Annotated in this window: 24 protein-coding genes; 7 read left to right on the forward strand and 17 right to left on the reverse strand. The window is 62.5% G+C overall.

What is annotated here, in order from left to right; all coding sequences use genetic code 11:
- Nucleotides 1-23: 23 nt before the first annotated feature.
- From AWB74_RS09755 to AWB74_RS09805, 11 genes are all read right to left on the reverse strand, one after another.
- Entirely contained in the window at nucleotides 24-1,694 is a 1,671-nt protein-coding gene (locus AWB74_RS09755; protein WP_061146556.1) for a purple acid phosphatase family protein, read from the reverse strand.
- 101 nt (nucleotides 1,695-1,795) lie between these two features.
- Nucleotides 1,796-2,944, reverse strand: a complete 1,149-nt coding sequence (locus AWB74_RS09760) for a CaiB/BaiF CoA transferase family protein (protein WP_061146557.1) — start codon at nucleotides 2,942-2,944, stop codon at nucleotides 1,796-1,798.
- 99 nt (nucleotides 2,945-3,043) lie between these two features.
- The gene (locus AWB74_RS09765; RefSeq protein ID WP_061146558.1) at nucleotides 3,044-3,733 is read right to left on the reverse strand and encodes a GntR family transcriptional regulator; all 690 of its coding nucleotides are present in this window, start codon (nucleotides 3,731-3,733) and stop codon (nucleotides 3,044-3,046) included.
- A 50-nt stretch (nucleotides 3,734-3,783) separates the two neighbouring features.
- Nucleotides 3,784-5,019, reverse strand: coding sequence for a metal-dependent hydrolase family protein (locus AWB74_RS09770; RefSeq protein ID WP_061146559.1), 1,236 nt, complete (start codon nucleotides 5,017-5,019; stop codon nucleotides 3,784-3,786).
- Nucleotides 5,020-5,034: 15 nt separating this feature from the next.
- Nucleotides 5,035-6,033: a 4-hydroxyproline epimerase gene (locus AWB74_RS09775; RefSeq protein ID WP_061146560.1), complete on the reverse strand. Its 999-nt coding sequence runs from the start codon at nucleotides 6,031-6,033 to the stop codon at nucleotides 5,035-5,037.
- Nucleotides 6,030-6,932, reverse strand: a complete 903-nt coding sequence (locus AWB74_RS09780) for a dihydrodipicolinate synthase family protein (protein WP_061146561.1) — start codon at nucleotides 6,930-6,932, stop codon at nucleotides 6,030-6,032. Before AWB74_RS09780 ends, AWB74_RS09775 begins: the two co-directional genes overlap by 4 nt.
- A gap of 19 nt (nucleotides 6,933-6,951) precedes the next feature.
- Entirely contained in the window at nucleotides 6,952-8,199 is a 1,248-nt protein-coding gene (locus tag AWB74_RS09785; protein WP_087038922.1) for an NAD(P)/FAD-dependent oxidoreductase, read from the reverse strand.
- Entirely contained in the window at nucleotides 8,196-9,506 is a 1,311-nt protein-coding gene (locus AWB74_RS09790; protein ID WP_061146562.1) for an MFS transporter, read from the reverse strand. Before AWB74_RS09790 ends, AWB74_RS09785 begins: the two co-directional genes overlap by 4 nt.
- Nucleotides 9,507-9,634: 128 nt before the next feature.
- On the reverse strand, nucleotides 9,635-10,279 hold the full coding sequence (locus tag AWB74_RS09795) for a M12 family metallopeptidase (RefSeq protein ID WP_235024528.1): 645 nt from the start codon (nucleotides 10,277-10,279) through the stop codon (nucleotides 9,635-9,637).
- A gap of 162 nt (nucleotides 10,280-10,441) precedes the next feature.
- On the reverse strand, nucleotides 10,442-11,824 hold the full coding sequence (locus AWB74_RS09800; protein WP_061146564.1) for a sensor histidine kinase: 1,383 nt from the start codon (nucleotides 11,822-11,824) through the stop codon (nucleotides 10,442-10,444).
- Entirely contained in the window at nucleotides 11,814-12,491 is a 678-nt protein-coding gene (locus tag AWB74_RS09805; protein ID WP_061146565.1) for a response regulator, read from the reverse strand. The genes AWB74_RS09800 and AWB74_RS09805 overlap by 11 nt, the downstream gene beginning before the upstream one ends.
- Before the next feature lie 168 nt (nucleotides 12,492-12,659).
- Here AWB74_RS09805 and AWB74_RS09810 point away from each other — a divergent pair, with 168 nt between their 5' ends.
- From AWB74_RS09810 to AWB74_RS09820, 3 genes are read left to right on the forward strand one after another with little or no spacing between them, the layout of a single operon-like run.
- The gene (locus AWB74_RS09810; protein ID WP_061146566.1) at nucleotides 12,660-13,676 is read left to right on the forward strand and encodes an ABC transporter substrate-binding protein; all 1,017 of its coding nucleotides are present in this window, start codon (nucleotides 12,660-12,662) and stop codon (nucleotides 13,674-13,676) included.
- Nucleotides 13,677-13,686: 10 nt separating this feature from the next.
- Nucleotides 13,687-14,484 carry an ABC transporter ATP-binding protein gene (locus AWB74_RS09815; RefSeq protein WP_061146567.1) on the forward strand — a complete coding sequence of 266 codons (798 nt, stop codon included), beginning with the start codon at nucleotides 13,687-13,689 and terminating at the stop codon, nucleotides 14,482-14,484.
- A gap of 24 nt (nucleotides 14,485-14,508) precedes the next feature.
- Complete coding sequence (locus AWB74_RS09820) at nucleotides 14,509-15,369, forward strand: ABC transporter permease (RefSeq protein WP_061146568.1); 861 nt, start codon at nucleotides 14,509-14,511, stop codon at nucleotides 15,367-15,369.
- 65 nt (nucleotides 15,370-15,434) lie between these two features.
- Here the strand turns inward: AWB74_RS09820 and AWB74_RS09825 are convergent, their stop codons facing one another.
- The 3 genes from AWB74_RS09825 to AWB74_RS09835 are packed head-to-tail and all read right to left on the reverse strand — an operon-like array spanning nucleotide 15,435 to nucleotide 17,341.
- Nucleotides 15,435-15,758: an outer membrane protein assembly factor BamE gene (locus AWB74_RS09825; RefSeq protein ID WP_061146569.1), complete on the reverse strand. Its 324-nt coding sequence runs from the start codon at nucleotides 15,756-15,758 to the stop codon at nucleotides 15,435-15,437.
- A gap of 60 nt (nucleotides 15,759-15,818) precedes the next feature.
- Entirely contained in the window at nucleotides 15,819-16,583 is a 765-nt protein-coding gene (locus AWB74_RS09830) for a phosphatase PAP2 family protein (protein ID WP_061146570.1), read from the reverse strand.
- Nucleotides 16,584-16,630: 47 nt separating this feature from the next.
- Entirely contained in the window at nucleotides 16,631-17,341 is a 711-nt protein-coding gene (locus AWB74_RS09835; protein WP_235024529.1) for a 4'-phosphopantetheinyl transferase family protein, read from the reverse strand.
- A gap of 265 nt (nucleotides 17,342-17,606) precedes the next feature.
- Between AWB74_RS09835 and fae the strand changes: the two genes are divergently transcribed.
- From fae to AWB74_RS09855, 4 genes are all read left to right on the forward strand, one after another.
- Nucleotides 17,607-18,116, forward strand: a complete 510-nt coding sequence (gene fae, locus AWB74_RS09840; RefSeq protein ID WP_061146572.1) for a formaldehyde-activating enzyme — start codon at nucleotides 17,607-17,609, stop codon at nucleotides 18,114-18,116.
- Between the two features lie 12 nt (nucleotides 18,117-18,128).
- Entirely contained in the window at nucleotides 18,129-19,166 is a 1,038-nt protein-coding gene (locus tag AWB74_RS09845) for an aldo/keto reductase (RefSeq protein WP_061146573.1), read from the forward strand.
- Nucleotides 19,163-20,602, forward strand: a complete 1,440-nt coding sequence (locus AWB74_RS09850) for an NAD-dependent succinate-semialdehyde dehydrogenase (protein WP_061146574.1) — start codon at nucleotides 19,163-19,165, stop codon at nucleotides 20,600-20,602. Before AWB74_RS09845 ends, AWB74_RS09850 begins: the two co-directional genes overlap by 4 nt.
- A gap of 117 nt (nucleotides 20,603-20,719) precedes the next feature.
- Nucleotides 20,720-22,081, forward strand: coding sequence for an MFS transporter (locus AWB74_RS09855; protein ID WP_087038934.1), 1,362 nt, complete (start codon nucleotides 20,720-20,722; stop codon nucleotides 22,079-22,081).
- 140 nt (nucleotides 22,082-22,221) lie between these two features.
- On the opposite strand, the gene AWB74_RS45570 is transcribed toward AWB74_RS09855, so the two are convergent.
- The 3 genes from AWB74_RS45570 to AWB74_RS09865 form a co-directional block, all read right to left on the reverse strand.
- Nucleotides 22,222-23,001 (reverse strand): hypothetical protein, encoded by a 780-nt coding sequence (locus AWB74_RS45570; protein WP_143749182.1) that lies wholly within the window; start codon nucleotides 22,999-23,001, stop codon nucleotides 22,222-22,224.
- Nucleotides 22,998-24,497 carry a hypothetical protein gene (locus AWB74_RS09860; RefSeq protein ID WP_061146575.1) on the reverse strand — a complete coding sequence of 500 codons (1,500 nt, stop codon included), beginning with the start codon at nucleotides 24,495-24,497 and terminating at the stop codon, nucleotides 22,998-23,000. The genes AWB74_RS45570 and AWB74_RS09860 overlap by 4 nt, the downstream gene beginning before the upstream one ends.
- A gap of 262 nt (nucleotides 24,498-24,759) precedes the next feature.
- Nucleotides 24,760-25,653, reverse strand: a complete 894-nt coding sequence (locus AWB74_RS09865; protein ID WP_061146576.1) for a LysR substrate-binding domain-containing protein — start codon at nucleotides 25,651-25,653, stop codon at nucleotides 24,760-24,762.
- Nucleotides 25,654-25,665: the final 12 nt, after the last annotated feature.

The raw sequence follows: 25,665 nt of genomic DNA on the forward strand, positions 1-25,665 counted from the left end.
TGCCGTTTTTTTTCAGGCATCTTTCACCTGCGACACGCCTTCTCCAGCACGACGGTCTCGAACAACTCATAGTCCGCGTTCGGTGTCTGATCCGCACCGGTTGCGTGGTAATAGCTCATCGTGATGGACGTCTTGCCGCCATGCTCGCCGGGATCGACATCGAAGACGGCGATGCCGTAGCCCGTGCCCGTATCGCGCTGCGCGGACCAGATCGCGTCCTCGACCGCATCGGCGACGGGACGCACGAAAGTGCCCGTCGTCGTGCCCGGCACCGGGCGGTTGGGCTTCGTGAACACTTGCGCCTGCGGCAAACCGTTGCCTGGGTCCGTGCCGTACACATCGAGCGGCGCGCTGGTCCCGCCGCCACCGAGAATCAAATGGATCGTGCCATGCGATGTATCGATCGGATCGTTCGCGCGCTGTGCCGTCGTCACAGGACGCGGCTGCAAGGTATCGACGCGCTCGCCTGTGAGCGCATCGCGCCCCGCGCCGTGATTGCAGCCGCGCACCGGATGACTGCGCTCGTAGTCGTGATCGTGGCCGCACAACACGAGATCCACGCCATAGCGGTCGAAGAGCGGCAGCCATGCTTCGCGAATGCCCTTGTCGGAACCGTTGCCCGTCTTCGATGAGCTCAACGCGTCCTGATGCATCTGCACGACGATCCAGTCGATATCGTCATCCTGCGATGCATGACGCAGCGTCTTTTCGAGCCAGCGCGTCTGCTCGCCGTTGCTGTATCCACGGATATAGAAAGACGTGCCCGGCGCAATCGACGGATTGCCCGTGCTCGCGGCAGGCACGAGCGGCGACGGTCCGGCGACGAATGCGGCGCCGTCCTGATAAATGACGTCGTCGGCATCGAGCGAAATGAACAGCACCGAACTCACGCGAAAGCTGTACCAGCGGCCGGGAAAATGCGTGCCGTTGTCGGGCAGTGTGTAGCGCGTGAGATAGGAGTCGAAGCCTTGCCTGCCATTGTTGAACTCGACTTCGTGATTGCCCGGACACGGCATCCACGGACGGTTCGCGGCCGACGTCTGTGCGTTGTTGCCGAAGTCGCGCCAGACTTCCGGCTGCTGCGCCGGATTCAGGTTCGCATAGCAGAGATCGCCGTTCAGCAGATGAAAGAGCGGCGCGAAACGTTCGACGGCCTTCACCGCAAAGCGGCTTTGCGGCGACGACAACACCCAGCCGGTGTTCGGCGTCGCGAGATCGCCGTAACTCGTGAAGCGGAACTTGCGGCGTCCGCGCGGCGCGGTGCGAAAGCTCGCGCTGAAGGGCTGGCCGGCTTTGCCGTCGTTATCGGCGGTGACTTCGTATCGATACTCGGTGTCCGGCCGCAGCTCGTGAAGACGCGCGTGATACGTGCAGACGATTTCTCCGTTCAGCCCGTCGGTATAGGTGCGCTGCACGGCATGCGCGACATGCGCGTGTCCATCGTTCGTGCTGATGCGAACGCGCGGCTTCACGGCTTGCGCAACTGACGCCCAGCTCACGATGACTTCGCTCGTCGGATCTTCGCCCCACGTGAGATGAATTTGCTCGGGCGTTCCATCGCGCTCCGTCGATTGAGCATGCGCTGGACCGCTTACGGCATGCGCCGCGGTCGCGAGCCCGGACGCGCCCGCGAACTTCAGAAAGCCACGGCGTGATGTGAGCGATGCATCGTCCTGCTGATTGTTCGAGTTCATGGACCGTTGTCTCGTTGTGGGGAAGCAAGGAGACGATATGGATGGTCGATGACCTCGACATGACAGCGCGAGATTGACGGACGAAGCTTACGATGCTGTCATCAGCTGTGCACGGCAAGCCCTAGCAATCCCGCGATCCGTTCGTCGTCAAACCCCCAATCCCGCAACGCATCCCGTCCGCCCTCGCCCCGCTGCGGCGCTGGCCGCGATATCTCCGACGGCGTAGCCGAAAAACGCGGCGCCGGCGCGGGCTGCACGACGCCATCGTATTCGACGAAACTCCCGCGCGCACGATTCTGCGGATGTTCCGGCGCCTCCGATAACCCCAGCACCGGAGCGACACAGGCATCGCTACCGTCGAACACGCGACACCACTCATCGCGCGTCCGCTCCGCAAATACCGCCGCAAAGCGTTGCCTCAGAACCGGCCATCCTTTCCGATCATGCTGCGCGGGCAGATCCGCATCGGCCAGTCCGAGCTTCTCCAGCAGCTCCGCATAAAACCGTGCCTCGACCGCGCCGACAGCCATGTAGTGTCCGTCCCGCGTGCGATAACTGTCGTACCACGGCGTGCCGCCATCGAGCAGATTGCTCTCGCGCGCCTCGCGCCAATTCCCCGATGCGACCAGGCCCCAGATCGTCGTGCCGAGTTGCGCGGCGCCTTCGATCATCGCGGCATCGACCACTTGCCCGGCACCGCCGCGTTGCACGTTGACCAGCGCCGCGACGACGCCGAGCGCGAGCAGCATGCCGCCGCCGCCGTAATCGCCGACGAGATTGAGCGGCGGAACCGGCGCCTCGCCTGCGCGCCCGATCGCCGACAGCACACCCGACAGCGCGATGTAGTTCAGATCGTGCCCTGCGCGCTGCGCGAGCGGCCCCGTCTGCCCCCAGCCCGTCATGCGTCCATAGACGAGCTTCGGATTGCGCGCGAGCGCCGCGTCCGGACCGATGCCGAGCTTCTCCATCGTGCCCGGCCGAAATCCTTCGATGACGATATCCGCCTTCGACATCAGTTCGAGCGCGATATCGGCGGAATCGGGATGTTTCAGATCGAGCGTGATGGAGCGCCGTCCACGTCCCGTCACGTTCTTGTGCTTGCCGCTGATCTTCGGCCCGAGATCGCCCGCCGCGACCGCCCGGTCGACACGCAAGACATCCGCGCCCATGTCGGCCAGCAACATGCAGCCGAACGGCGCAGGACCGATCGCCTCGAACTCCAGAACCCGAATTCCGCTCAGTACGCCCATGACGGCTTGCCTCCGGTTTGATAGATCCGTCAGTAAGCCCGATTCGTCACGACGCGGGACCACCCCGCGCGGGTGGATGGAATGAAGCCGTTCCGAGTTTCATCGTGCCATGATGGTCTCGACGACCGATATGATCTGCTGCCCCGCCGTCTTCACGTGCTGTTCGAGCAGCTTCGCGCCGAGCTTCGCATCGTGCTTGCGGCATGCATCGATCAGGCTCATGTGTTCGTCGTGCGATTGCTCGCGAATCGGCACCTGCACGACCTGAAAGCGGAAATAGCGGTCGCTGCGATCGTGCAGCACGCGCAGCATCTGCAGCGTGATATCGCGCCGCGCGGGCAGATAAAGCGTTTCGTGCAGGCGCCAGTTCAGTTGACCCCAGAGTCCTGATTCCGCGTCGTCCATTTCGCTCACGAGCCTTTCGGCTTTCGCGATTTCGGCATCGGTGATATGCGGAATCGCCTGCGAAAAGAGCCACGGCTCCAGCCGCAAGCGAATCTCGAACGTCTCCTGCACTTCCTCTATCGAAAGCTCCGCGACATACGCACCCTTGTGCGGCTCTTTGGTCAGCAAGCCTTCGCCGGTCAGCCGCGTGATCGCTTCGCGGATCGGCACGCGGCTCACGCCGAGCTCATCGGCGAGCGCTTCCTGACGCAGCACTTCGCCGGGCGCGAGATCGCCCGACAAGATGCGTTGACGAAGCGCCGTCGTGACGAGCTCGACCGTCGTCGTGCGCACGATCTTGTGCTTGGAGTCGCTTGGGCTCGGATTCGTGGCGACCGGAGGCATGGGTTGTTTCAGCGCTTGTCAGAAAGGTTGCGGCATCGTAGCACGCAGCTTCAAAGCAAAGTCTGACGCACCCACGCGCCGTTCTTCATCACGCCCGCGATGCGTTCGCCCTGTCCCGTCAGCACGCGAATATCCTTCAGCGGATCGCCATCGACGACGAGCAGATCCGCATACGCGCCCGCTGCGACGACGCCCAGCTTCCCCTTCATGTTGACGATTTCCGCGCCCAGCGCTGTCGCCTGACGAATGACTTCGAATGCGCCGACGATATCCGCGCGGATGGACAGTTCATCGCTCTGATACTGATGCATGTCGCCGAGCAGATCGGTGCCGAGGCCGATCTTCACGCCGCGCGCGTGCAGCATCGCGAGCGCTTCGAGGCCGCGCTTGCGCACCGATTCGTTCTTGTCGAGCGTGTCTTTCGCGAGCCCCATCTGCGCGCCGACTTTCGACATCGCGTCATACGTGACGAGCGTCGGCACGACATAGGCGCCGTGCTCGGCCATCACGTCCGCGGTTGCTTCATCGATGAGATTGCCGTGTTCGATCGTGCGTACGCCGAGCCTCACTGCCCGCGCGATCGCCTTCGGCGTGTACGCATGCGCCATCACATACGTCTGATGCGATTCCGCTTCCTCGACGGCGGCCTTCACTTCATCGACGGAGAATTGCAGATTGCCGATGGGATCGGTCGGCGACGCCACGCCGCCCGACGCCATGATCTTGATGTGATGCGCGCCCGCGCGCATTTCCTCGCGCACGGCACGGCGCATTTCATCGACGCCATCGACCACGCGCCCGATCGCGCCCATGTTGCGATTGCAGCCGCACGGGTCGGGGTCCGAGTTGTCGAAGCGTTCGCGAAAATCGCCGTGGCCGCCGGTCTGCGAGAGCGCCTTGCCCGCGACGAACAAACGCGGCCCCGCGATCACGCCATCCTCGATCGAACGCGAGAGCGCGTAGTCCGCGCCGCCCGCATCGCGCACGGTCGTGAAGCCGCGATTGAGCATGCCCGCGAGTATCGGTACCGCGCGCAGGATGGCGAACGTATTCGGCAAGCGGCTGTTGTTGCCGAGATGCGCGACCGATGCGATCACATGCGCGTGGCAATCGATCATGCCGGGCATCACCGTTTTGCCGCCGACGTCGATGACCTGCGCGCCGTCCGCGTGCACCGGCTCGCGCGTGACTTCGCGGATCGTGTCGCCGTCGATGACGATGGAATAGCGGCCGTCGTCGCGCTCGTGATCGGCGTCGAGCACGCGTGCGTTCTTCAGTACCAGCATGACGTGAATCTCCCTTTATTTCAGCAGGAATCCGTGCGCGAGCGGATCGCGGTCGTCGACGAAAATCGTGTTGTGGCCAGTCACGCGCGCCCATCCTTCGATCCCCGGCACGATCGCGTCGTATTCGCCGACGCGCGCGGCTTCCATCGGCACGCCTTCGAACAAGGTGCCGATGATGCTCTCATGCACGAAGCGCTCGCCGATTTTCAGTTGCCCCTTCGCGACGCGCTGCGCCATGCGCGCCGACGTGCCCGTGCCGCACGGCGAACGGTCGATGGCCTTGTCGCCGTAGAAGACCGCGTTGCGCGCGCTGGCGCCATCGACGGTCGGCTCGCCCGTCCACATGACGTGACTGAGGCCGCGTATCGCGTCGTTTTCCGGATGCACGAAGCTGTACTTCTCGTTGGCCTTTTGCCTCAACAGCGGACTCAGGCGCTGGATATCCGATGGCTTCAGCGCATGCAGACCTTCGTAACTGCGCTGCGGTTCGACGATCGCGTAGAAGTTGCCGCCGTACGCGACATCGAAACGAATCTCGCCGATGCCATCGACGTCTACGACCAAGTCTTGCGAATGCAGAAACGACGGCACGTTGACGAGCTGCACCGAGTCCACATGCTCGCCATTCATCCGATACCGCGCAATAACGAGACCCGCGGGCGTATCGAGCCGCAGCACGCCTGGTTCGCGCGGCCGCACGAGTCCATGCTCGATGGCGGTCGTCACCGTGCCGATGGTGCCGTGCCCGCACATCGGCAGGCAGCCGCTCACTTCGATGAAGAGAATCGCCAGATCCCAATCAGGACGCGTCGGCGGATAGAGAATGCTGCCGGACATCACTTCGTGGCCGCGCGGCTCGAACATCAGCGCCGTGCGAATCCAGTCGAACTCGCGCAGGAAATGTGCGCGCCGTTCGATCATGTCGCGGCCTTCGAGCGTCGGCGCGCCGCCCGCGACGACGCGCACCGGATTGCCGCACGTGTGTCCGTCGATGCAGAAGAAAGTCGATTTCATCGCGCGAGCGCCCGCACGTTGGCGATCGCCTTCTCGACGATCTCGATGGTCCGCTGCCGTTCCTCGCCCTCGAGCATCAGGCGCGGCGCTTTCACATACTCCGGATAACCCGCCGTGATGTTCTCCGCGAGCTTGATGTATTGCACGAGCTTCACGTGCGTGTCGAGATGGAAGAGGTCGATCAGCGCGCGATACAGCGCGCGCGCCTTATCGTATTCGCCGTTCACCGCGTAATTCAGCAAGTCGACAGATTCCTTCGGCATTGCATTCGCCATGCCCGAGACCCAGCCCTTCACGCCGAGCGCGACCGACTCCACGATGAGATCGTCGACGCCGCAGAACACGACGAAACGATCGCCGAAGCGCATATAAAGATCGGTGACGCGCGTCGTGTCGTAGGTCTCTTCCTTGATCGCGACGACGTTCGGCTCATCGGCGAGCTGCGCAAGCAGATCGGGACGCATATCGACGCCATAGCCGCGCGGGTTGTTGTAGATCATCAGGCCGAGCTTGGTCGAACGCGCAATCGACCGATAGTATTCGACCGTTTCGCGATCGTCCGAGCGGTACGTCAGGCCCGGAAACACCATCAAACCCTGAACGCCAATTGTTTCGGCATCCTTGGCAAATTGCGTTGCGTTCGCCGTGTTCAGTTCCGCGAGACCGGAGATCACCGGCACGCGCCCGTTCACGGTTTCGACGGCGATCTTCAGCACGGTGCGCTTCTCTTCGGGCGTGAGCTGCGCGTTCTCGCCGACCATGCCCATCATCACGACGCCGCCGACACCGTTGTCGATGAGCCGGTTCAAGCCGCTCACGATGGCATCGCGGTCGAGCGAGCCGTCCTGTTTCAGCTTCGTCGTGACCGCGGGAAATACGCCATTCCAGTTCACTTGCATGATTGCTCCTTCAAGGGGTTCAGTTATCGAAGCGTGCGATCGAATACGGTGCGAGCGGCACGCGCGGCGTGCGGCCCGCGAGCACATCGGCGACGAGCGCGGCGGTCGTCGCCGATTGCGTCAGGCCGAGATGGCCGTGGCCGAAGGCATAGACGACGGACGGCGCGCGCGGCGATGCGCCGATCACCGGCAGCGAATCGGGCGTCGCGGGACGATGACCCATCCACTTCGCGGCATCGGTATCGTCGATGCCGGGAATGAAGCGCTTGCCGAGCGCGAGCAGCGCGTCGCTGCGACGATAGTTCGGCGGCGCATTGATGCCAGCGAATTCCGCCGCGCCGCCGATGCGCAAGCCCACATCCAGCGGCGTCGCCACGAACTTGCGCTCCGCGAAGATCACTTCGCGCGTCAGTTCGATGCCGTGTCGCGGCAGCGTCGCGTTATAGCCGCGCTCGCTTTCGAGCAATACGTTGTCGCCGATCGATTTCGCCAGCGCCGCCGACCACGCGCCCGCCGCAATCACGATGCGACGCCCTTGCACGCGCTCATCGTTCGCGAGTAGAACCGTATCCGGCGATTCGACTGCGCGCGCGATGCCCGTCACGAAGCGCGCGCCGAGCGCAAGCACGCGCTCGCGCAACAGCGTGACGATGCGGCGCGGATCGCCGATATGCGACCAGTCGTCGAGAAACACGCCATGCCTGAACACCGGTGCAAGCGACGGTTCGCATTCGCGGACCTGCTGCGCGTTCAGCGCATGCCAGCGCGCGCCGAGCTCGCGCTTGAACGCCCATTCGGGCTGATCGGCGGCGAAGGCCTCATCGGTTTCGTAGACGGTGAGCGCGCCACGCCGATAGTGCATCGCGCTCGCACCGATATCGTCGAACATGGGCACGATATCGTCGTACACGCGGTTGTTCAGCAGCGCGAGCGCGTGCGAGATCGCGTGAAAGCGCGCCGGCTCGCTCGCGCGCCGAAACGCCAGGAACCACGGCAACGCCTTCGGCACGTGCTTCCAGTCGAGCGCGAGCGGACCGAGCGGGTCCATCAGCCATTTCGCGGCCTTCGTGAACATGCCGTGCACGGCGATCGGCGTGCTCTCCGTCACCGCGATGCCGCCTGCGTTGCCATGCGATGCGCGGTCGCCTTCGAAATCGCGATCGATTACGGTCACGCGCGCGCCGTCACGCAAGGCGGCCCACGCGCACGCCAGTCCGACGATGCCCGCGCCGACCACCACGACATCCGCCATTGCTTCGTTGCTCATTGCAGCGGCGCGTGCGCCGTCTCCTTGATGGTGAGGACCGTGAGCGTCGAAAGCAGCGCGGCGAGCATCACGAAATACGCGGGCGAGAGCGGCGAGCCGGTCGCCTTGATGAGCGCGATGGCGATCATCGGCGCGAAACCGCCGAATATCGCGTTCGCGATGCCGTAGCCAATCGACATCCACGTCGTGCGGATTTTCGTCGGGAAGAGCTCGGAGAGCACGGCGGGACCGACGCCCGAGAAGATGCCGATGATCACGCCGCCCAAGACCTGCACCGCACCGACCATCGCCGCCGATTTGTATTCGAGCATCAGATGGAAGATCGGATACGGCAGCGCCAGGAACGCGATACAACCGATGGCGTAGATCGGCTTGCGTCCGAAGCGGTCCGAGGCGGCGCCCCAGAACGGAATCGATACCGTCATCACGATGAGCCCGGCCGTGTTGAGCCAGAGCGCCGTCGACGTGTGAATCCCGACGTACTTCGTCGTGAAAGACGGCAGGTAGTTGAGCAGCACGTAGAGCGAGACGGTCCACACGATCACGAGACCGCACGCTTGCAGGCCGAGCAGCGCGGGCGCGCGGCCTTTCGTCTTGGGCGCTTCGTCGGAGGCGCTTTGGTAGACCGGCGTTTCCTCGCTGCGCTTGCGGATGATCCAGCCGATCGGCCCGATCACGATCGCCCCGACGATGAACGGCACGCGCCAGCCCCAGTCGAGCATCGCTTGCGGGCTGAGCAGCGTCGTCATGAGCGCGGCCGCGCCGGAGCCTAGCAGCATGCCGCCGAGCGTGCTGCACTGCTGGAAGCTGCCGTAAAAGCCGCGCTTGTTCGGCGGCGCCCATTCGACGAGAAACGCGACCGCGTTGCCCAGCTCGCCGCCGACCGAGATGCCTTGCAGCATGCGCGCGGCCACCAGCAGGATCGGCGCCATGATGCCGATGGACGCATACGTCGGCAGCAACGCCATGAAGAGCGTGGCGGCGGCCATCAGCGGCATGACGAAGGTGAGCGTCCACTTGCGGCCTTTCTTGTCGCCGAGCCAGCCGAAGATGATCGCGCCGAGCGGACGCGCCGCGAAGCCTAGCCCGAACGCGCCGAAGGTGCCGAGCATCGCGGCGAAGTCGTCGCCGGTCGGGAACATCACTTTGGCGATGACGGTCGCGAGGAACGCGTAGGTGCCGAAATCGAACCATTCGAGAATGTTGCCGACGACCGCGGCCGTGACGGCGCGGCTGGATTTGGACGAGACGCGGGGTTCGTCGCTTGCGGCGTAGGGGTTTGGAACGGTGGTGGCGCGGTCGGTCATGGTGGCTCCCTCGGGTGACGGTGGGATGCTGACCGGCCGATTGTGCGCTCATCTCAAAATTGAATCAAGGATTTTGGATCCAAAAATTGCGAACGGACGATCACCTGACCGTCGCTTGCCCCGCGTCCTTACTGCGCGGCCTGCGCGGAAACCTGAACGCGCGGAGCGCCGTAGAACATCTGCACCATCACGATATCCTCCGCGCTGAGCTGACCATTACCGTTCCAGTCCGGATTGCAGTAATTCATGATCGACGCCAGATCCCACGCGCCGATCATCATGTCGCCATAAGTGCCTTGTGCGGGCTCGTCACACGTCGATGGCGTATCCGGTCGATTCTGCTCATGCGCAAAACCGAGCGCGTGACCAAACTCGTGCGCGGCGACATTGCGGATGCAATACTCTTCGCGGCCCACGCAACTGGGACTCCAGTTCCGGAAGGTGAAGTCGAGCACCATGCCGCCCACGACGTTGTTCAGATTCGTCCCGAGGCCTTGCGTGTGCGGGCCGTTCGCGGCGTTGTCCTCGATCGAGATCCGTATGCCGTAGTAGTTCGGATCGTTCGTGCATTGCTGCCAGCCGGAAAACGTGGCGCCGGAATGCGCTTCCCAACTCGCCTCGACCGCGAGGCGGCTCCAGTTGCGTTGAGTGGCATACGTCGCGAAATCGGCATTGCTCATGTCCCAGCAGACGCCGATGGGAACCTGCTTCCACATGACAGTCGACAACGCATAACCCTTGACTGTGGTTCTGTCCTGAGCGCTGGAATTCACTGCATCGGTGTCGCTATCGCTTGCGCCGCACGCGCTCAGCAGCATTCCTAACAATAATGCAAATATCCCAAGCCCGAATCGCGCCATTTTCTTCTCCGCGGTGATCACCATGCATCAACAGAGAAGTATATTTTCTAATGCGCCACGAGAATGGAATGGTCATTACATAAGACCGTCGAAAAAAGTCGCCGTGACGATCACGCCGCGCTTCGGCGGCTCGCGATGCTTAAGCGCGATCTCCCCCCGATGCGCCTGCACGATTTCCTTCGCGATCGCGAGCCCGAGTCCCGTCCCTTCGGTATCGGAGGAGGCGCGATAAAACGGCTCGAACACGCGACTGCGCGCTTCGGCGGGAATGCCGGGACCGTCGTCGGTGACGGTCAGGGTCACACGTTGCGCATCGCGCGCGACGCCAACGGTCACATGCCCGCCCGGCTGCGTATAGCGAATCGCGTTCTCCACGACATTGAAAACCAGCGCCGACAACAACCCCTCATGCCCGATGATCCACGCCGATTCCACCAACTCCGCGCCGAGATCGATGTCCCGCTTCTGCGCGAACATCGCCAGATCTTCGATCACCGCCTGCGCGATCGAAGCCAGATCGACCTTCTGCCTCGCAAGCTGGGTATAGTCCGCCGCTTCCGCCTGCGCGAGCAGCAACAGCTTGTTCGTGAGGCCCACCATCGACCGGTTGCTTCGCTGCATGGCCGCGAGCGCTTCGGAAAGCGTCGGCTCCATTTCGCGATGCTGCCGCGCGAACTGCAACTGCGTCTCCAGCAGCGTGAGCGGCGTGCGCAACTGATGCGCCGCATCCGCGATGAAGCGCCGCTGCGCCGCCACCTGAAGCCCGAGCCTCGCGATGCACTGATTGATCGCCTCGACGATCGGCCGCAGTTCCGTATGCAATCGCTCGACGCGCAAGGGTTCGAGCTGCATCGGATCGCGGTCCATCACTTCTTCCTTCACCTTCAGAAGCGGCCGCAATTCGAATGTCAGGCCGATGCACGTCAGCGCCACGGCAAGCAACACCATCTCGATCTGCCGCACGAGTTGCGGACGCCAGAGCTCGCGCAGCATCGCATCGCGCGAGGCCTGCGTCTTGCCGACCGATACGAGCACGCGCCGGATCGCGCCGGTGTCGTACATCTGGCGCACGATGCCGACCGCGCGTATCGGCTTGCCGTGCAGATCGGCGTCGTAGTAGACCGGCGCGTCGTGGCGAGCCGACATCTCGCGCGTCGGAAAATCCGGCACGCCCGCCAGCAGACGGCCATCGTCGACGCTGACGTTGTAGAACACCTGATCGCCCTGCGGCGATGCGAACACTTCCAGCGCGGCCGGTGGAATATCGACGAGCAGGCGGCCATCGGACCATTCCACTTCGCCCGCGATCATCCGCGCGGACGCGAGCAGCGTGTTCTCCTGCACGAGATCGGCGGTGTGCCGTGCGTTGTCGTAGGCCGCCTTGCCGGTCACGAACACGTAGATCGCGAGCGGCACCAGCAGCCACCACAGAAGACGGACGCGCAGACTATTGGTCATCGTCCTTCTTGCGCAGCAGATAGCCGAGCCCGCGCAGCGTGACGATCGCCGCCGAACTGCCATCGAGCTTCTTGCGCAGCCGCGACACGTAAATTTCGAGCGCGTCCTCGCTGGGCTGATCGTCATGCGTGAAGATCGCGTCCAGAAGCGATGCTTTCGACACCGTCTTGCCGAGCCGCAAGATCAGCGCTTCGAGCACGCTGCGCTCGCGCGGCGTCACGTTGAGCGGCGCGCTCTTGAGTGTGAACTGGCGCGTGTCGATATCGAAGACGAGATCGCCGCACGCCACTTCATTGGCCGTCGATGACGTGCGCCGCCGGATCATCACCTTAACGCGCGCGACCAGCTCGCGCACTTCGAACGGCTTCACGAGATAGTCGTCCGCGCCCGCGCCGAGCAATTCCACTTTCTCGTCGATGGAACCGCTCGCGGTCAGGATCATCACCGGCGTCGCATCGCCGCGCTGCCGCAGGCGGCGCAATACGTTCTTGCCGGACAGACGCGGAAGGTTGAGATCGAGCAGCACGACATCGTATTGATTCGTGCGCAGCAGTTGATCGGCGGACTCGCCATCCTGCACGGCTTCGAGTGCGAACGACTCCTGTTCCAGCATCTTCGCGAGCCAGAGCGAGAGCGTCGGATTGTCTTCGATGAGAAGCAGCTTCATGGTGGCGCGATTGTATGGGCTTCGACGAACGATGAAGTATCGGGTTAACACCCATGATTTGCCATCGGTGCAGAAAGCTGACAGAAGGTTTTCCGTTCTTATAATCGCCGCACACATTCGAAAAGCGGGCCTTTCGTTATTCAACGGCCCACACCAAGGAGACTCCCGATGCGTACCCTGCGCCACATCGCCGCTTTGTCCGGTATTGCCTTCGCACTCGCCGCCGCTTCCGTATCCGCGCACGCGGAGAAGATTTCCATCATGGTTGGCGGCGCGACCAAGATCATCTATCTGCCCGCGAAGCTGACCGAGCAGCTCGGCTATTTCAAGGACGAAGGGCTCGACGTCGAAATCCTCTCGCAGCCCGCCGGCGTCGATGCCGAAAACGAGTTGCTCGCCGGCGCGGTGCAAGGCGTCGTCGGCTTCTACGACCACACCATCGACCTGCAAAGCAAGGGCAAGGAAGTGCAGGCGCTCGTGATCTTCGGCCAGGTGCCGGGCGAAGTGGAAATGGTGTCGACGAAGCAGGCCGACAAGCTCAAGAGCATGGCCGACGTCAAAGGCAAGACGCTCGGCGTGACGGGCCTGGGTTCATCGACGAGCTTTCTCACGCAATATCTCGCGCAGCGCGCGGGCGTGACCTCGAAGGAATACACGCTGCTGCCGGTAGGCGCGGATGCGAGCTTCATCGCGGCGATCAAGCAGGAGCGCATTGACGCGGGCATGACCACCGAGCCGACCGTCTCGCAACTGCTCAAGACCGGCGAGGCGAAAGTGCTCGTCGACATGCGCACGCTCGAAGGCACGCGCGCCGCGCTCGGCGGCACGTATCCGGCATCGAGCTTCTACGTGCAGCGCGCCTGGGCCGAATCGCACAAGGCCGACGCCGCGAAGCTCTCGCGCGCGTTCGCGAAGACGCTCAACTTCATCGCGACGCACAGCGCCGAAGAAATCACCGAGAAGATGCCGAAGGACTATTACGCGAAGAACAAGGACTTGTACGTGGGCGCGCTGAAGGCCTCGCTGCCGATGTTCACGAAGGACGGGAAGATGCCCGCCGATGGTCCCGAGACCGTGCTCAAGGTGCTCGCCGCGTTCAATCCGTCGGTGAAGGGCAAGCATATCGACCTCGCGCGCACGTATTCGAACGAATACCTGTCGGGCACGGCGACGGCGTCGAAGTGAGGCTCGCACGATGAATCAATCCACACAATCGGCTCAGCCCGCGATCGAACTGCGCAACGTGTCGTGCCGCTTCATTTCACCGGACGGCCGCGCGACCGTCGCGTTGCGCGATTTCAGCATGTCGGTGGCACGGGGCGAATTCGTCGCGATCGTCGGTCCGACGGGCTGCGGCAAATCCACGACGCTCAGCATGATCACCGGTCTGCTCAAGCCGACGACGGGCACCGTGCGCGTGATGGGCCAGCCGGTCGATGGCATCGATCCGCGCATCGGCTTCGTGTTTCAGGCCGATGCCGTGTTCCCGTGGCGCTCCGTGCTCGACAACGTCGCGGCCGGTCCCATGTATCGCGGCCGCTCGAAATCCGCCGCCTACGACGAAGCCAACGAATGGCTGCGCCGCGTCGGCCTCGACAAGTTCGGCAAGCACTATCCGCATCAGTTGTCGGGCGGCATGCGAAAGCGCGTCGCGTTGGCGCAGACGTTCATCAACAAGCCCGAAATCCTGCTGATGGACGAGCCCTTCTCCGCGCTCGACATGCAGACGCGCACGCTGATGCAGGACGAGCTGCTGCAGTTGTGGTCGGCGAATGCGGGTTCGGTGGTCTTCGTCACGCACGATCTGGAGGAAGCGATCGCGCTGGCCGACCGCGTGTTCGTGCTGACCGCGCGGCCCGCCACGCTCAAGAAGGTCTACGAGATCGACCTGCCGCGTCCGCGCATCACGTCGGAAATCCGCTATCACCCGCATTTCATCGAAATTTCGCGCGACATCTGGCACGACCTGCGCGAAGAAGTGCAGATCGGTTGAACTTGCCCACGAGGAACATCGAATATGTCTACGCCTCAACAAGCGATGCCCGCGGGCATCGATCCGGCCGCGCTCGCGCAGGTCGAACGTGAAGCGCAGAAGCGCATCAAACAGCGTCACGCGCTCGTGATCGGGCTGCGTATCGCCGTGCTCGTCTTCGTGCTCGGCGGCTGGGAACTCTCCGCACGCCTGCACTGGATCGACCCGTTCTTCTTCTCGATGCCGTCCGCGATCTTCGAGCAGATCGTCGAATGGTTCGTGGAGGGCACCTCGCAAGGACCGTTGCTCACGCAAGTCTGGGTGACGCTGGAGGAGACGATTCTCGGCTTTCTCATCGGCTCGGCGGGCGGCATCGTCTGCGGCATCGTGCTCGGCCGCAACAAGCTGCTGTCGGATGTGTTCAGCCTCTACATCAAGATCGCCAATTCGATTCCGCGCGTCGTGCTCGGCTCGGTGTTCGTGATCGCGCTGGGTCTCGGCATGGCGTCGAAAGTGGCGCTCGCCGTCGTGATGGTCTTCTTCGTCGTGTTCGCGAATGCGTTCCAGGGCGTGCGCGAGGCGGATCGCTACATGATCGCGAATGCGCAGATTCTCGGCGCGTCGCGGCGGCAAGTGACGACGTCGGTGGTGATTCCCTCCGCGCTGTCCTGGATTCTCGCGAGCCTGCACGTGAGCTTCGGCTTCGCGCTGGTCGGCGCGGTGGTCGGCGAGTTTCTCGGCTCGAAACAGGGCATCGGCCTTTTGATTTCGACGGCACAAGGCGCGTTCAACGCGAGCGGCGTGTTCGCGGCGATGATCGTGCTGGCCGTGGTCGCGCTGGCGGCGGATTACCTGCTCACGGCGGTCGAGCACCGTTTGCTGAAGTGGCGGCCCGCGGCGCATTGATGCGCCGAATCGTTCGCCCAAAGAAAAACCCCACGCGAACGCGTGGGGTTTTTCGTTTCTGGCGCTCAGCGAAGGCCGACTTCCTTCGCTCGCGTGACGTTGCAGCCCGCATGTTCGGTAAAGACCACGCGGCTTTGATTGTTGTAATACACCGCGTAACGATCGACGCCGTTCTTGCCGAACGCGTATTCCGTGCACAGCGAATGCCACGGACCCCAGTTGCCATCGGGCGGGCCGAGATTGTCTTCGACATCCGCGCGCGTCATGCCAATCTTCACGCGGCTCATGTATTCCTGCGGGTTCGGGTCCGGGATGAAGGCCGAGCAGCCGTTCAGACCGAGCAGGACAGCAAGCAGTCCCAATGCCAGAAACAGTTTCGATTTGATCATCGCTTCAGCCTTTCGCAAAAGGGCTAAAGCTACGGGCATCGAACGTAAGGTTCAATCGAACTAGTCCGAAAGTGCGCCCGCACGTCGTCGGCGCACCCATTCCGCCGCACCGATGCACGCCGCGAGCCACGCGCCGCCTGACGCGAAGCCGCCGATCACATCGCCGGGAAAATGGACGCCGAGCACGACGCGGCTCGTTCCGATCGCAAGCACGATGAAACACGCCATTGCAACGATGACCGGATCGCGGCGCGTCGGCGCGAGACGCAGCAGCACGTACGCGCACATGCCGTAGCAGACGATCGATCCGAACGTGTGCCCGCTCGGAAACGCGAAGCTTTCGGGCAGCGGCACGGAAGAGCCTGTGGGGCGGTCGCGATGCATCATCGCCTTGAGCGCCCGATTGAGCAGACCGCCCGCGCTCGTCGCCGCGGCGAGGTACACGGCGAGACCGAAGCGGCGCGCGATGATGAGCGCGGCGCAAGTGAGCGCGCACAGCAGCGTGAGGAACCACGGGTCGCCGAGATGCGTGAGAACGGCGAACCCTCGCGCGAGCGGAGCGGGCGTGCCGTCGCGCACGGCGTCGACCAGCCGCTGATCCGCCGATGAAAACGCGGTGCCATGCGCGATGCGCGTCGCAATCGCGATGAACACGGCCGCGCCGAGCACGACTGTCGACAGCGCCGCGACGACGACCGTCGAGCCGGATGCGCGGCGTTCACGCGCCGCCAGCTTCCACGCGCAGGCCGCGATCGAAGGAATGACGAAAAGCACGATCGCGATGATCGCGACCGCATGGCGTTGCGCGAGCGCCGTGTAATCCATGATGTCCTGTTTCTCCCGCTGTCCCGTTTTGCCCGCCGCGTGCGGGCTCAGGACGCTTGCGCGCTGCTCTCCGCTTCGAGCGGCCGTTCCCAGCCGAACGCCTGCACGCGCGCGACGGGCGCATCCATGACGAGCACGCCGCAGAAACCGCCGGGCATCGGAAGTGTAAGGCCGTGCCAGTCCGGCTCCGGCGCATCCTCGCCCGCGTCGGCGCGTTCGCCGCGTTCGGCGCGTTCGGCGCGTGTCCTGCCGATATGCGCCGCCTCGTCCCACATGGCTTTTCTGGCGGCGGCATCGTGCGTGCCGGTCGCCTCGACGGTGAGCCCGAGCCCTATTCTCGCCGATGCGACCGCAATCACGATCCAGACGCCCGAATACGCGACATCGACGTGAACCGTGCGTTCGCCGGACGAATGCGTAACGACGATGCGCTCGTCGGGCTCATCGTTCATGTCCACGTCTTGCGGTGCGCAGCCGAGCATATGCGACAGCACGAGACGCAGCGTCGCGCGCGCGACGCTGAAGCGCCGTCCGAGCGCGGAATTCGGATGCAGTTTCGCGCGCCGGCGTTCGGCGGCACTCAGCCAGTTGCCGATATTCGATGCCGACGCGAAGCGGAATTCCGTCGGCACGAGCCAGAGACAGACCTCGCCCGGCGCGGGCGGTGCGTGAATCTGCACGCGCGCCTTGGCGAGATCGAAATAGCGCCACGGGGCGTCGGCGGCCTGCGGCAGGGAAATGGGCTCTGTGGCGGGCATGCGCGTCGGCGGAGACGTCGGCGCGCGCCGGAATGCTCCGCATTCAGGGACAAAACGCCATTCTCGACATCCGAACCTTATGAATCGCTTAAGAGATCAAAAACTGCAAGCAAACCGCAACATTCCGGCCTACGGGTGATCCCCGAGTTGAGCTTTCATCAACGCCACCCTCAGAAATCGTCGATTCCTCCTCGTGCGAAGCACGCCGCAGAATGCCCGACATCCACCGCATCGGTGGCGCAACCGGACACAAGGAACGAGACAAATGGAAAAGACGCTTTTCATCGGCGAAGGCTTCGAAGGGCCGGGCGTGAACCTCGCCCACATCAACGTGCTGGTCGGGCCGCGCAACGGTCCCGCGGGTCAGGCGTTCGCCACCGCGCTCGCGACGCCGTCCGCCGGTCACGCGCCGTTCGTCGTGATCGCGCAGCCCGGCGTGCCGACCAAGCCGCTCACGCTCTACGTCAACAAGGCGCAGATCGACGGCGACTTCCACGGCAACGCGACCTGGGGCGCATCGCAGGCGGGCATCGCGAAGGCAGTGGCCGAATCGCTCGAACACGGCACGCTGCCGCCCGAGGCGGAAAACGACTGGGTCGTCGTGTCGGCGAACTGGGTCAATCCGAAGACCGACGATCTCGACGCTGTATACGAGAACAACTATCGCGCGTGCAGGAACGCGATCATCGCCGCGATGGAAGGTTTGCCGCGCAAGGAAGCCGTGTTCAAGGCCGCGCGCGACGTGTCGAACCCGTTCTACACGCCGAAGAAGTAAGGAGACTGGCAAATGGAATACGTGCGTCTCGGCCAGTCCGGCCTGAAGGTTTCGCGCCTGTGCCTCGGCACGATGAACATGGGCACGTCGCAATGGAAGCCCTGGATTTTCGATGAAGCGCAAAGCGAGCCGATCGTTGCGCACGCCATCGAGCGCGGCGTGAACTTCATCGATCTGGCGGATTTCTATTCGACGGGCGTCGGCGAGGAAGTCGTCGGCCGCATTCTGAAGCGCGTCGCGCGCCGCGAGGAAGTCGTCGTGACGACGAAGGTCGGCTACGACATGGCGAGCCATCCGAACGCGGGCGGCCATTCGCGCAAGCACATCATGGACGGCATCGACGGGTCGCTCACGCGTCTCGGCATGGATTACGTCGATATCTACATGCTGCATTACTTCGACGTGAACACGCCTGTCGAAGAAACGATGGGCGCGCTGGACGATATCGTGCGCGCGGGCAAGGCGCGCTATATCGGCGTATCGACGATGTACACGTGGCAGTTCGCAAAGATCATGCAGGCGTGCGAGAAGTACGGCTGGCACAAGCCGATCAACATGCAGTTGCAGTTGAATGTCGCGTATCGCGAGGAAGAGCGCGAGATGGTGCCGTACTGCATCGATCAGGGCGTGGGCGTGTCGGTGTTCAGCCCGCTCGCGCGCGGTCTTCTGACATCGGACGCGAAATCCACGCGCAATCAGACCGACTTCTTCACCGCGCAAATGTATGGCGATCGCGCGTCGCTGGAGATCGCGGCATCGGTGGCGCGCGTGGCGGCGCGGCGCGGCGTGCCGGCGGCGCAGATCGCACAGGCGTGGGTGCTTTCGCGTCCGGGTATTTCGTCGATGCTCGTCGGCGCGGATTCGGTGGCGCAATTCGACAGCGCGCTCGCCGCGCTCGACACGAAGCTCGACGACGACGAACTGCACGAACTGGAGCGCAATTACACGCCGTGCGATCTCATCAACGATTACACGGCGGGACGGCGCATCGCGCGCGAGGCGCGTGCTGCACAAGGCGTCTTCGACAACGCACTGGAGCGCGCGGCATGACGAATCTGCTCCAATCGAATCACTATATCGACGGTAAATGGCGCGAAAGCGCGAGCACGTATGCTGTGCGTAATCCCGCGACGGGCGACGTGATCGCGAATGTCGCGCGCGGCGGCAGCGAAGAGACGCGGCAAGCGATCGACGCGGCGAAGCACGCGTTCCCCGCGTGGCGCGCGCTGACCGCGAAGGAACGCGGCGCGCGCGTGAAACGCTGGGGCGAACTGATGCTCGAAAAGCGCAACACGCTTGCGGAATTGCTCACGCGTGAGCAAGGCAAGCCTTTGGCCGAAGCGCTCGGCGAGGTCGCGTATGCGGCGAGCTTCTTCGAATGGTTCGCGGAAGAAGCGAAGCGCAGTTATGGCGACGTGATTCCGAGCCCGAAGCCGAACTCGAAGATCATCGTGACGCGCGAGCCGGTGGGCGTCGTCGCGGCCATCACGCCGTGGAACTTCCCGCTCGCGATGATCACGCGCAAAGCCGGTCCCGCGCTCGCGGCGGGCTGCACGATGGTGCTGAAGCCATCGGAAGAAACGCCCCTTTCCGCGCTCGCGCTCGCGGTGCTGGCCGAAGAAGCGGGCATTCCGGCGGGCGTGTTCAACGTCGTGTCCGGCGATGCTGTCGCCATCGGCGCGGTGCTGACCGAATCGCCCGATGTGCGCAAGCTGTCGTTCACGGGCTCGACGCGCGTCGGCAAGCTGCTCGCGAAGCAATCCGCCGATACGCTCAAGAAGCTCTCGCTCGAACTCGGCGGCAATGCGCCGTTCATCGTGTTCGATGACGCCGATATCGACGCCGCCGTGCAAGGCGCGATGGCGTCGAAGTTCCGCAATACCGGACAGACGTGCGTCTGCGTGAATCGCTTCTACGTGCAGGCCGGCGTCTACGACGCGTTCACGCAGGCGTTGACGCGCGCGGTGCACAAGCTGCGCGTCGGGAACGGTCTAGAAGGCGAGTTCGATCAGGGACCGCTCATCAACGAGGCCGCGCTGAAGAAGGTGCGGACCCATGTCGCCGATGCCGTGAGCAAGGGCGCGAAGGTGCTGACGGGCGGCAAGCCGCACGCGCTCGGCGGCACGTTCTACGAGCCGACCGTGCTCGCGGATGCAGCGCCGTCCATGTTGATCGCCGATGAAGAAACCTTCGGTCCGGTGGCCGCGTGCTTCCGCTTTGAAACGGAAGAAGACGTCATCGCCGCTGCGAACGACACGCCTTTCGGCCTTTCCGCGTATTTCTACACGCGCGATCTGGGCCGCGCGTGGCGCGTTGCGGAAGCGCTGGAGAGCGGCATGGTCGGCATCAACGAAGGCATCATCTCGACGGAAGTCGCGCCCTTTGGCGGCGTGAAGCAATCGGGACTGGGCCGTGAAGGATCGAAGTACGGGCTCGATGAATACATGGAACTCAAGTACATGATGATGGCGGGCCTCGGCCGCTGATTCATCGATTCACCGCGCACGCACGAACGATAAAGCCATCGCGTGCGCGGTTTTCAGGCGGCGTACGATGCGCCGCTCCACTCGGAAGTGGAGGAGATACTCTTGGATACGCAAAGCCTGGGCGCGCAAACGCTCGCCCCGCGCACCGCCGCGCCCGTCAATGCCACGCATGAGCGCATTGCGCTCGACGACGTGCCGCTGAACCGCTTTCACGTAAAAATCGCGGGCCTGACTTTCGGCGCGCATTTCACCGAAGGTTATGCGCTCGGCACGATCGGATATGCGCTGTCGTCGCTGAATAAACAGATTCCGCTCGATGCTTTCTGGATGGGCCTGCTCGGTTCATCGGCGCTGATCGGCATTTTTCTCGGCAGTCTCGTGTTCGGCTGGCTGTCCGACAAAGTCGGCCGGCAGAAGATTTTCCTGTTGAGCTTCATCATCATCACGGCGGCCGCGTTCGCGCAGTTCTATGCGACGACGCCCGCGATGCTCGTCGCGTTGCGCGTGCTGATCGGCTTCGGCATGGGCGGCGATTTCGCCGTCGGTCATGCGATCCTCGCGGAGTTCTCGCCGCGCAAGCATCGCGGCACGCTGCTCGGCTCGTTCAGCGTGATCTGGACGATCGGCTATGTGATCGCGAACGTGCTCGGCATGCATTACGCGGACGCATCGCCCGATGCGTGGCGCTGGCTTCTCGCATCCGCTGGCGTGCCTGCGTTTCTCGTGCTGATCTTGCGGATGGGCACGCCGGAATCGCCGCGCTGGTTGCTGGGCAAGGGCCGCAAGGATGAAGCGATGCGAATCGTGCGCAAGCACTTCGGCCCGAACGTGACGCTCGATGCCGATACGGGCGAGCACTTCGCCGGCAAAGGCGGCTTTGCACGGCTTTTCGAGCCGGATCTGATTCGCCGCACGGTCTTCAATTGCGCGTTCTTCGTGTGCCTCGTGATTCCTTACTTCGCGATTTATACGTTCCTGCCGAGCATTCTCACGGCGATTCGCTTGCCCGAAGGCTCGGGCGCGGATCTGCTGCTCAACGCCTTTCTCGTGCTGGGCGCGCTGCTCGGCATCTGGCTCACGATCAGGCTGTCGCGCCGCTCGTTTCTCATCGGGTCGTTTGCGGTGTGTTGTCTGTCGCTGTTCGCGCTGAGCGTGCTGCCGTCATCGGCGAATGTCGGGATGATCGTCGCGTTCGGCATCTTCACGCTGACGATGTCGGCGTTCTCGAATCTCGTCGGCGTCTTTCCACCGGAGTGCTTTCCGACCGAGGCGCGGGCGTGCGGCGTCGGGTTGTCGATCGCGTGCAGCCGGTTGGGGTCGGCGGTGGGAACGTTCCTGCTGCCAATCGGTATCGCACAGGCCGGCATTCAGGTAACGATGATGGCGCTCGCGGCGGTTCTGCTCGTCGGGATGCTCGTTTCGATCGCGTGGGCGCCGGAGACGAAGCATTTGACGTTGAGTCAGGCGAGCGGGGGGTGAGGCGCGGGGCGATCTTGATCGCCCCTTTTGCGTTTTACCGTCACAGGACCGTCGCCCGTAACACGATCTGGCAGGTAGCGAAGATCAATGGGCATCATGTCGTTGATGCACGGAGTGCGTCATCGGATCGGCAGGCCTCGTCATGGAGCCAAGATAACTTTCTTTCCTGTTTTTTTCTCAATTTTAAAAGGAAGGTAAACGTGAAAGAACACTGTCCTCATACCAAGATACGCAAGTATCCATTGAGACATTGGATACGAGAAAAAAGAGAGAATTAGGAACACCACATGCGGTCCGCTAGTAGACTGAAAATGCTCAACTGAACTCAAAGCGATGCCACCAACCAGCGGTGCAAGCGACACTCCCCAGAAATGGAGCCGAGAGAATGGATTACGCTGCTTCAATGTCAAGATCACCGTCGACGCTTCGGCCGAGTAGACGATCCGGTCACTCTCGACTCGATACAAGCGACTCAACAATCCGAGACGCTCAGCATCGGACTCGTAATCGCGCCAAACAACGATCAACCAGTAAGCGGTCCCGGCAAGACAGGGCGAGAGGACTGTCCATCGGACAGACACGGGCATCGGAGCAAACAAGAAATAAGCAAGCCAGCACGACCCAAGAAGAAGCCATGTTGGAAGCAGACCTAAGGTTGCCGCTATACCCTCCCAGATCAAACGCCTTCGACGGCGATTTGCAAGGTATTGAACGAGCAGAACTGCACTAGATAGAAGAGTAAGAGCCCCTGTCACCTTCCAAGGCACGGTTGTAGTCTTGAAATCCGAGAAACCAGCGTAATACACGAACGTTATCAAGCCGCCGATGAACAAGTTTAATCCTGCAGCCTTTGGATGAAGATCGATACTTGTGAGGTCCCGGCTCGCCTCTGATGGCACGTAGATAGGCTCATCACTCATTGAGCATCTCCTTTAGCTTCAATCGTCCATTCTGGCACAATGGCCCATTGGGATGCTGCATACGAGTCGCCGTAGTCGGACGGTGTCGCCTCCTTTACTATCTTCACTAATCCACGGAGGAATTCACTCAGCTTATTGTTCACATCAAGTTCGTTGAACATCCAATCGACTGCATATCCAATGGATACCGTCAAGACGACTGTGCCAACGGCTATCGCCACCATCGATATTGCAAAGCCCGTCGCGGAAAGTGCTGCCACCGTGGTCAGTATCGCCGACACGGCTAGGGCAGTTCCCGCCGCATACAATCCTGCCGTTACGAGATCGACACCGACCAGAGTGAAAAGATCATAGAGATCCTTCTCACCGTTCTTATATTGATCGAACCACACCATTCCGTCGATGGCAATGTTTAAGGCTACTGCAACGCCCGCCCCGTGCACCACTGAACCTTTCAGCGCTGATTTTGTGGCGCTCCATGTCGCTGCACCTGTGCCGGCACCGCCAGCAAGCGTCATGATTTGACTCGTGCTCGGAAGTACCTTCTTATATCCTGTGAGTAACACACCCAAGATGCGCCAGTCTTCAGGACCGGTAGAGAACATCGCAACGAACTTGCCACCACTTCGCACGAGATAGAACTTTCGGTTCCAGAATTTCCGCAACCATGCTTCATCGTCCTTGAGCGCATCGAGTGCGAAAGCGAAAAGCCCGGTTGACTGCTGGATGAGCCAGTTTCGGCAAAGAATTTTGTTCGGGTCGAACGCATACTTTTCATCCCCTCGAACAAAAAACTGACGGAGATCGTCCAGACCGTTGGGGACGTTAGTATTAGTTACCTCGAATATGTGAACGGTTTGCAAGACTTCCGGCGAGCCATTACGCACCACTTTCAATCCCGACGCCCGCCCATGTGCCACTGTCGCGCTCAAAGGCTGATTCGAACGATCGAATGGCGCGCTCTGAAGCCCGACACCTTTGTGCGCGCGGTCTAACGTTGCGATTAGCTCTGCGGACGGCCGACCAACGGTAAGGGCTGCGTCGCTCAAGGCAAGCACATCTTGAGCGAAAGCTGTGTCATCTCGAAGAACGATAAACATCGGCGCAGGCTTATCCTTCGGGTCGTTGGTGCACGCCCCCGCGCAATCCATCTTCCGAACCGGATAGTGCCCAATCTCGTTGTCGCCGCTCAGCAAAATCAAGTTGCCCTGGAACCTACGTCCTACCCAGATGTGAAGCGGCTCACCATCGTTGAACGTTGTCCTCGCGATGGTCTGCTTGTGCCGGGTATCGTAGAAGCGCCCATACTTCGACTCCGGCCGATCGGTCTTCAGCGTATAAGTCGCGCCGGGTTTGAGCTTGATGTCGAACACCACGTCCCGATGCTTACGCAGCACGATGATGTTGTTGACCCCCGGCCACAACTTGCCTTCGGGAGGTTCGCCCGGCAAATCGATGTATTGATAGCTCTTCACGAGCGTGCGCGGATCACTCATGGTCGCTCTCCCTGCAGCTTCGGTAGTTCCGCCTTGAAATAGTCGAATGTGATTTGCAGGTGCGAGGCACTGATTGTTCTGGCATACAAAATATTTTTATTAAGAAAATTGATTCATCTATACGGATATGGATGAGTTCTACGACGAGACTAAGATCACGACGTACAGTCAGGGAAGCGCCATCGTGAACCGAGGTGGTTTGAGGAAGCCTTCCAGAGTTCGAATTAAACCAACGTCTTTCTGTGCATTCCCTTTGCAGGGTTCAAGCTAACGAACCCACTCTCCAGATATCCCCGCCCTCCCCCCGCAACCACTCCCCAAACGCCAGCACACAATCCGAACCCGCATACTCAGCCGCGATATCCAGCCAGTACCCATAAGGTCCCGCCGATTCCACCGCCGACAGCAGCACGAGCGAGCCATCGTGCAGTTCATCGGCGATCATGTTCCGGTCCACCACCGCCAGCCCCGATCCCGCGCGCGCCGCGTGAATCGCCTGATCGAGCGTCGAAAACTCGATGCCATTCTCGCCGAACGCGCGCGGCAATCCGGCCGCATCGAGCCAGTTCGGCCACAGCGTAAGCCGCGTATCGTTATGCAGCACATGCAGCGCCGGCAGCCGCTCGAGCAGCGCTTCGACCGATTGCCCCGCGAACTTCATCGCGCCGACGAGCACATGCCGCTCGATGAACAGCAACTCCGACCGATGATCCGCCCGCGCCTCGTAGCCGAAGCGAATGCAGCATTGACGATCATCGGTGGCATCGGTGCGCACGGAAAGATCGATGTCGGGCACCGCGTCCATCAGCGAGCCGAGCCGTGGCGAAAGCCAGCGCGTCGCGAACGTCGGCGGTGCGCTCACGGTCAGACGTCTGCGCGCGCCGCGCTGCGCGGTCGACAGCGAACGCGTCACACGCTCGATCGAATCGAACGCCTGCGACAAACACGCGAGCAGTTCCGCGCCATGCCTCGTGAGACGTATGCCCTTGTGATCGCGATCGAAGAGCTTCGCGCCGAGCGCATCTTCCAGCAGGCGAATCTGACGGCTCACCGCGCCCGGCGTCACGCACAACGCGGCGGCGGATTTGTTGAAGCTCATATGGCGCGCGCTCTCTTCGAAGAAGCGCAGCGCAGTGAGGGATGGCAGTCGGCGCACGATCTTTTCCTT

The sequence above is a fragment of the Caballeronia arvi genome, assembly GCF_001544695.2.
GTDB lineage: Bacteria > Pseudomonadota > Gammaproteobacteria > Burkholderiales > Burkholderiaceae > Caballeronia > Caballeronia arvi.

Bases quoted from the DNA above. Each gene is read 5' to 3' on its own strand.
- fae (WP_061146572.1), top strand. From the start codon at position 17,607: ATGGAAAAGACGCTTTTCATCGGCGAAGGCTTCGAAGGGCCGGGCGTG.
- AWB74_RS09775 (WP_061146560.1), bottom strand. From the start codon at position 6,033: ATGAAATCGACTTTCTTCTGCATCGACGGACACACGTGCGGCAATCCG.
- AWB74_RS09805 (WP_061146565.1), bottom strand. From the start codon at position 12,491: ATGAAGCTGCTTCTCATCGAAGACAATCCGACGCTCTCGCTCTGGCTC.
- AWB74_RS09820 (WP_061146568.1), top strand. From the start codon at position 14,509: ATGTCTACGCCTCAACAAGCGATGCCCGCGGGCATCGATCCGGCCGCG.
- AWB74_RS09780 (WP_061146561.1), bottom strand. From the start codon at position 6,932: ATGCAAGTGAACTGGAATGGCGTATTTCCCGCGGTCACGACGAAGCTG.
- AWB74_RS09825 (WP_061146569.1), bottom strand. From the start codon at position 15,758: ATGATCAAATCGAAACTGTTTCTGGCATTGGGACTGCTTGCTGTCCTG.
- AWB74_RS09830 (WP_061146570.1), bottom strand. From the start codon at position 16,583: ATGGATTACACGGCGCTCGCGCAACGCCATGCGGTCGCGATCATCGCG.
- AWB74_RS09850 (WP_061146574.1), top strand. From the start codon at position 19,163: ATGACGAATCTGCTCCAATCGAATCACTATATCGACGGTAAATGGCGC.
- AWB74_RS09785 (WP_087038922.1), bottom strand. From the start codon at position 8,199: ATGAGCAACGAAGCAATGGCGGATGTCGTGGTGGTCGGCGCGGGCATC.
- AWB74_RS09770 (WP_061146559.1), bottom strand. From the start codon at position 5,019: ATGCTGGTACTGAAGAACGCACGCGTGCTCGACGCCGATCACGAGCGC.
- AWB74_RS09760 (WP_061146557.1), bottom strand. From the start codon at position 2,944: ATGGGCGTACTGAGCGGAATTCGGGTTCTGGAGTTCGAGGCGATCGGT.
- AWB74_RS45570 (WP_143749182.1), bottom strand. From the start codon at position 23,001: ATGAGTGATGAGCCTATCTACGTGCCATCAGAGGCGAGCCGGGACCTC.
- AWB74_RS09845 (WP_061146573.1), top strand. From the start codon at position 18,129: ATGGAATACGTGCGTCTCGGCCAGTCCGGCCTGAAGGTTTCGCGCCTG.
- AWB74_RS09860 (WP_061146575.1), bottom strand. From the start codon at position 24,497: ATGAGTGATCCGCGCACGCTCGTGAAGAGCTATCAATACATCGATTTG.
- AWB74_RS09765 (WP_061146558.1), bottom strand. From the start codon at position 3,733: ATGCCTCCGGTCGCCACGAATCCGAGCCCAAGCGACTCCAAGCACAAG.
- AWB74_RS09810 (WP_061146566.1), top strand. From the start codon at position 12,660: ATGCGTACCCTGCGCCACATCGCCGCTTTGTCCGGTATTGCCTTCGCA.
- AWB74_RS09835 (WP_235024529.1), bottom strand. From the start codon at position 17,341: ATGCCCGCCACAGAGCCCATTTCCCTGCCGCAGGCCGCCGACGCCCCG.
- AWB74_RS09755 (WP_061146556.1), bottom strand. From the start codon at position 1,694: ATGAACTCGAACAATCAGCAGGACGATGCATCGCTCACATCACGCCGT.
- AWB74_RS09790 (WP_061146562.1), bottom strand. From the start codon at position 9,506: ATGACCGACCGCGCCACCACCGTTCCAAACCCCTACGCCGCAAGCGAC.
- AWB74_RS09800 (WP_061146564.1), bottom strand. From the start codon at position 11,824: ATGACCAATAGTCTGCGCGTCCGTCTTCTGTGGTGGCTGCTGGTGCCG.
- AWB74_RS09815 (WP_061146567.1), top strand. From the start codon at position 13,687: ATGAATCAATCCACACAATCGGCTCAGCCCGCGATCGAACTGCGCAAC.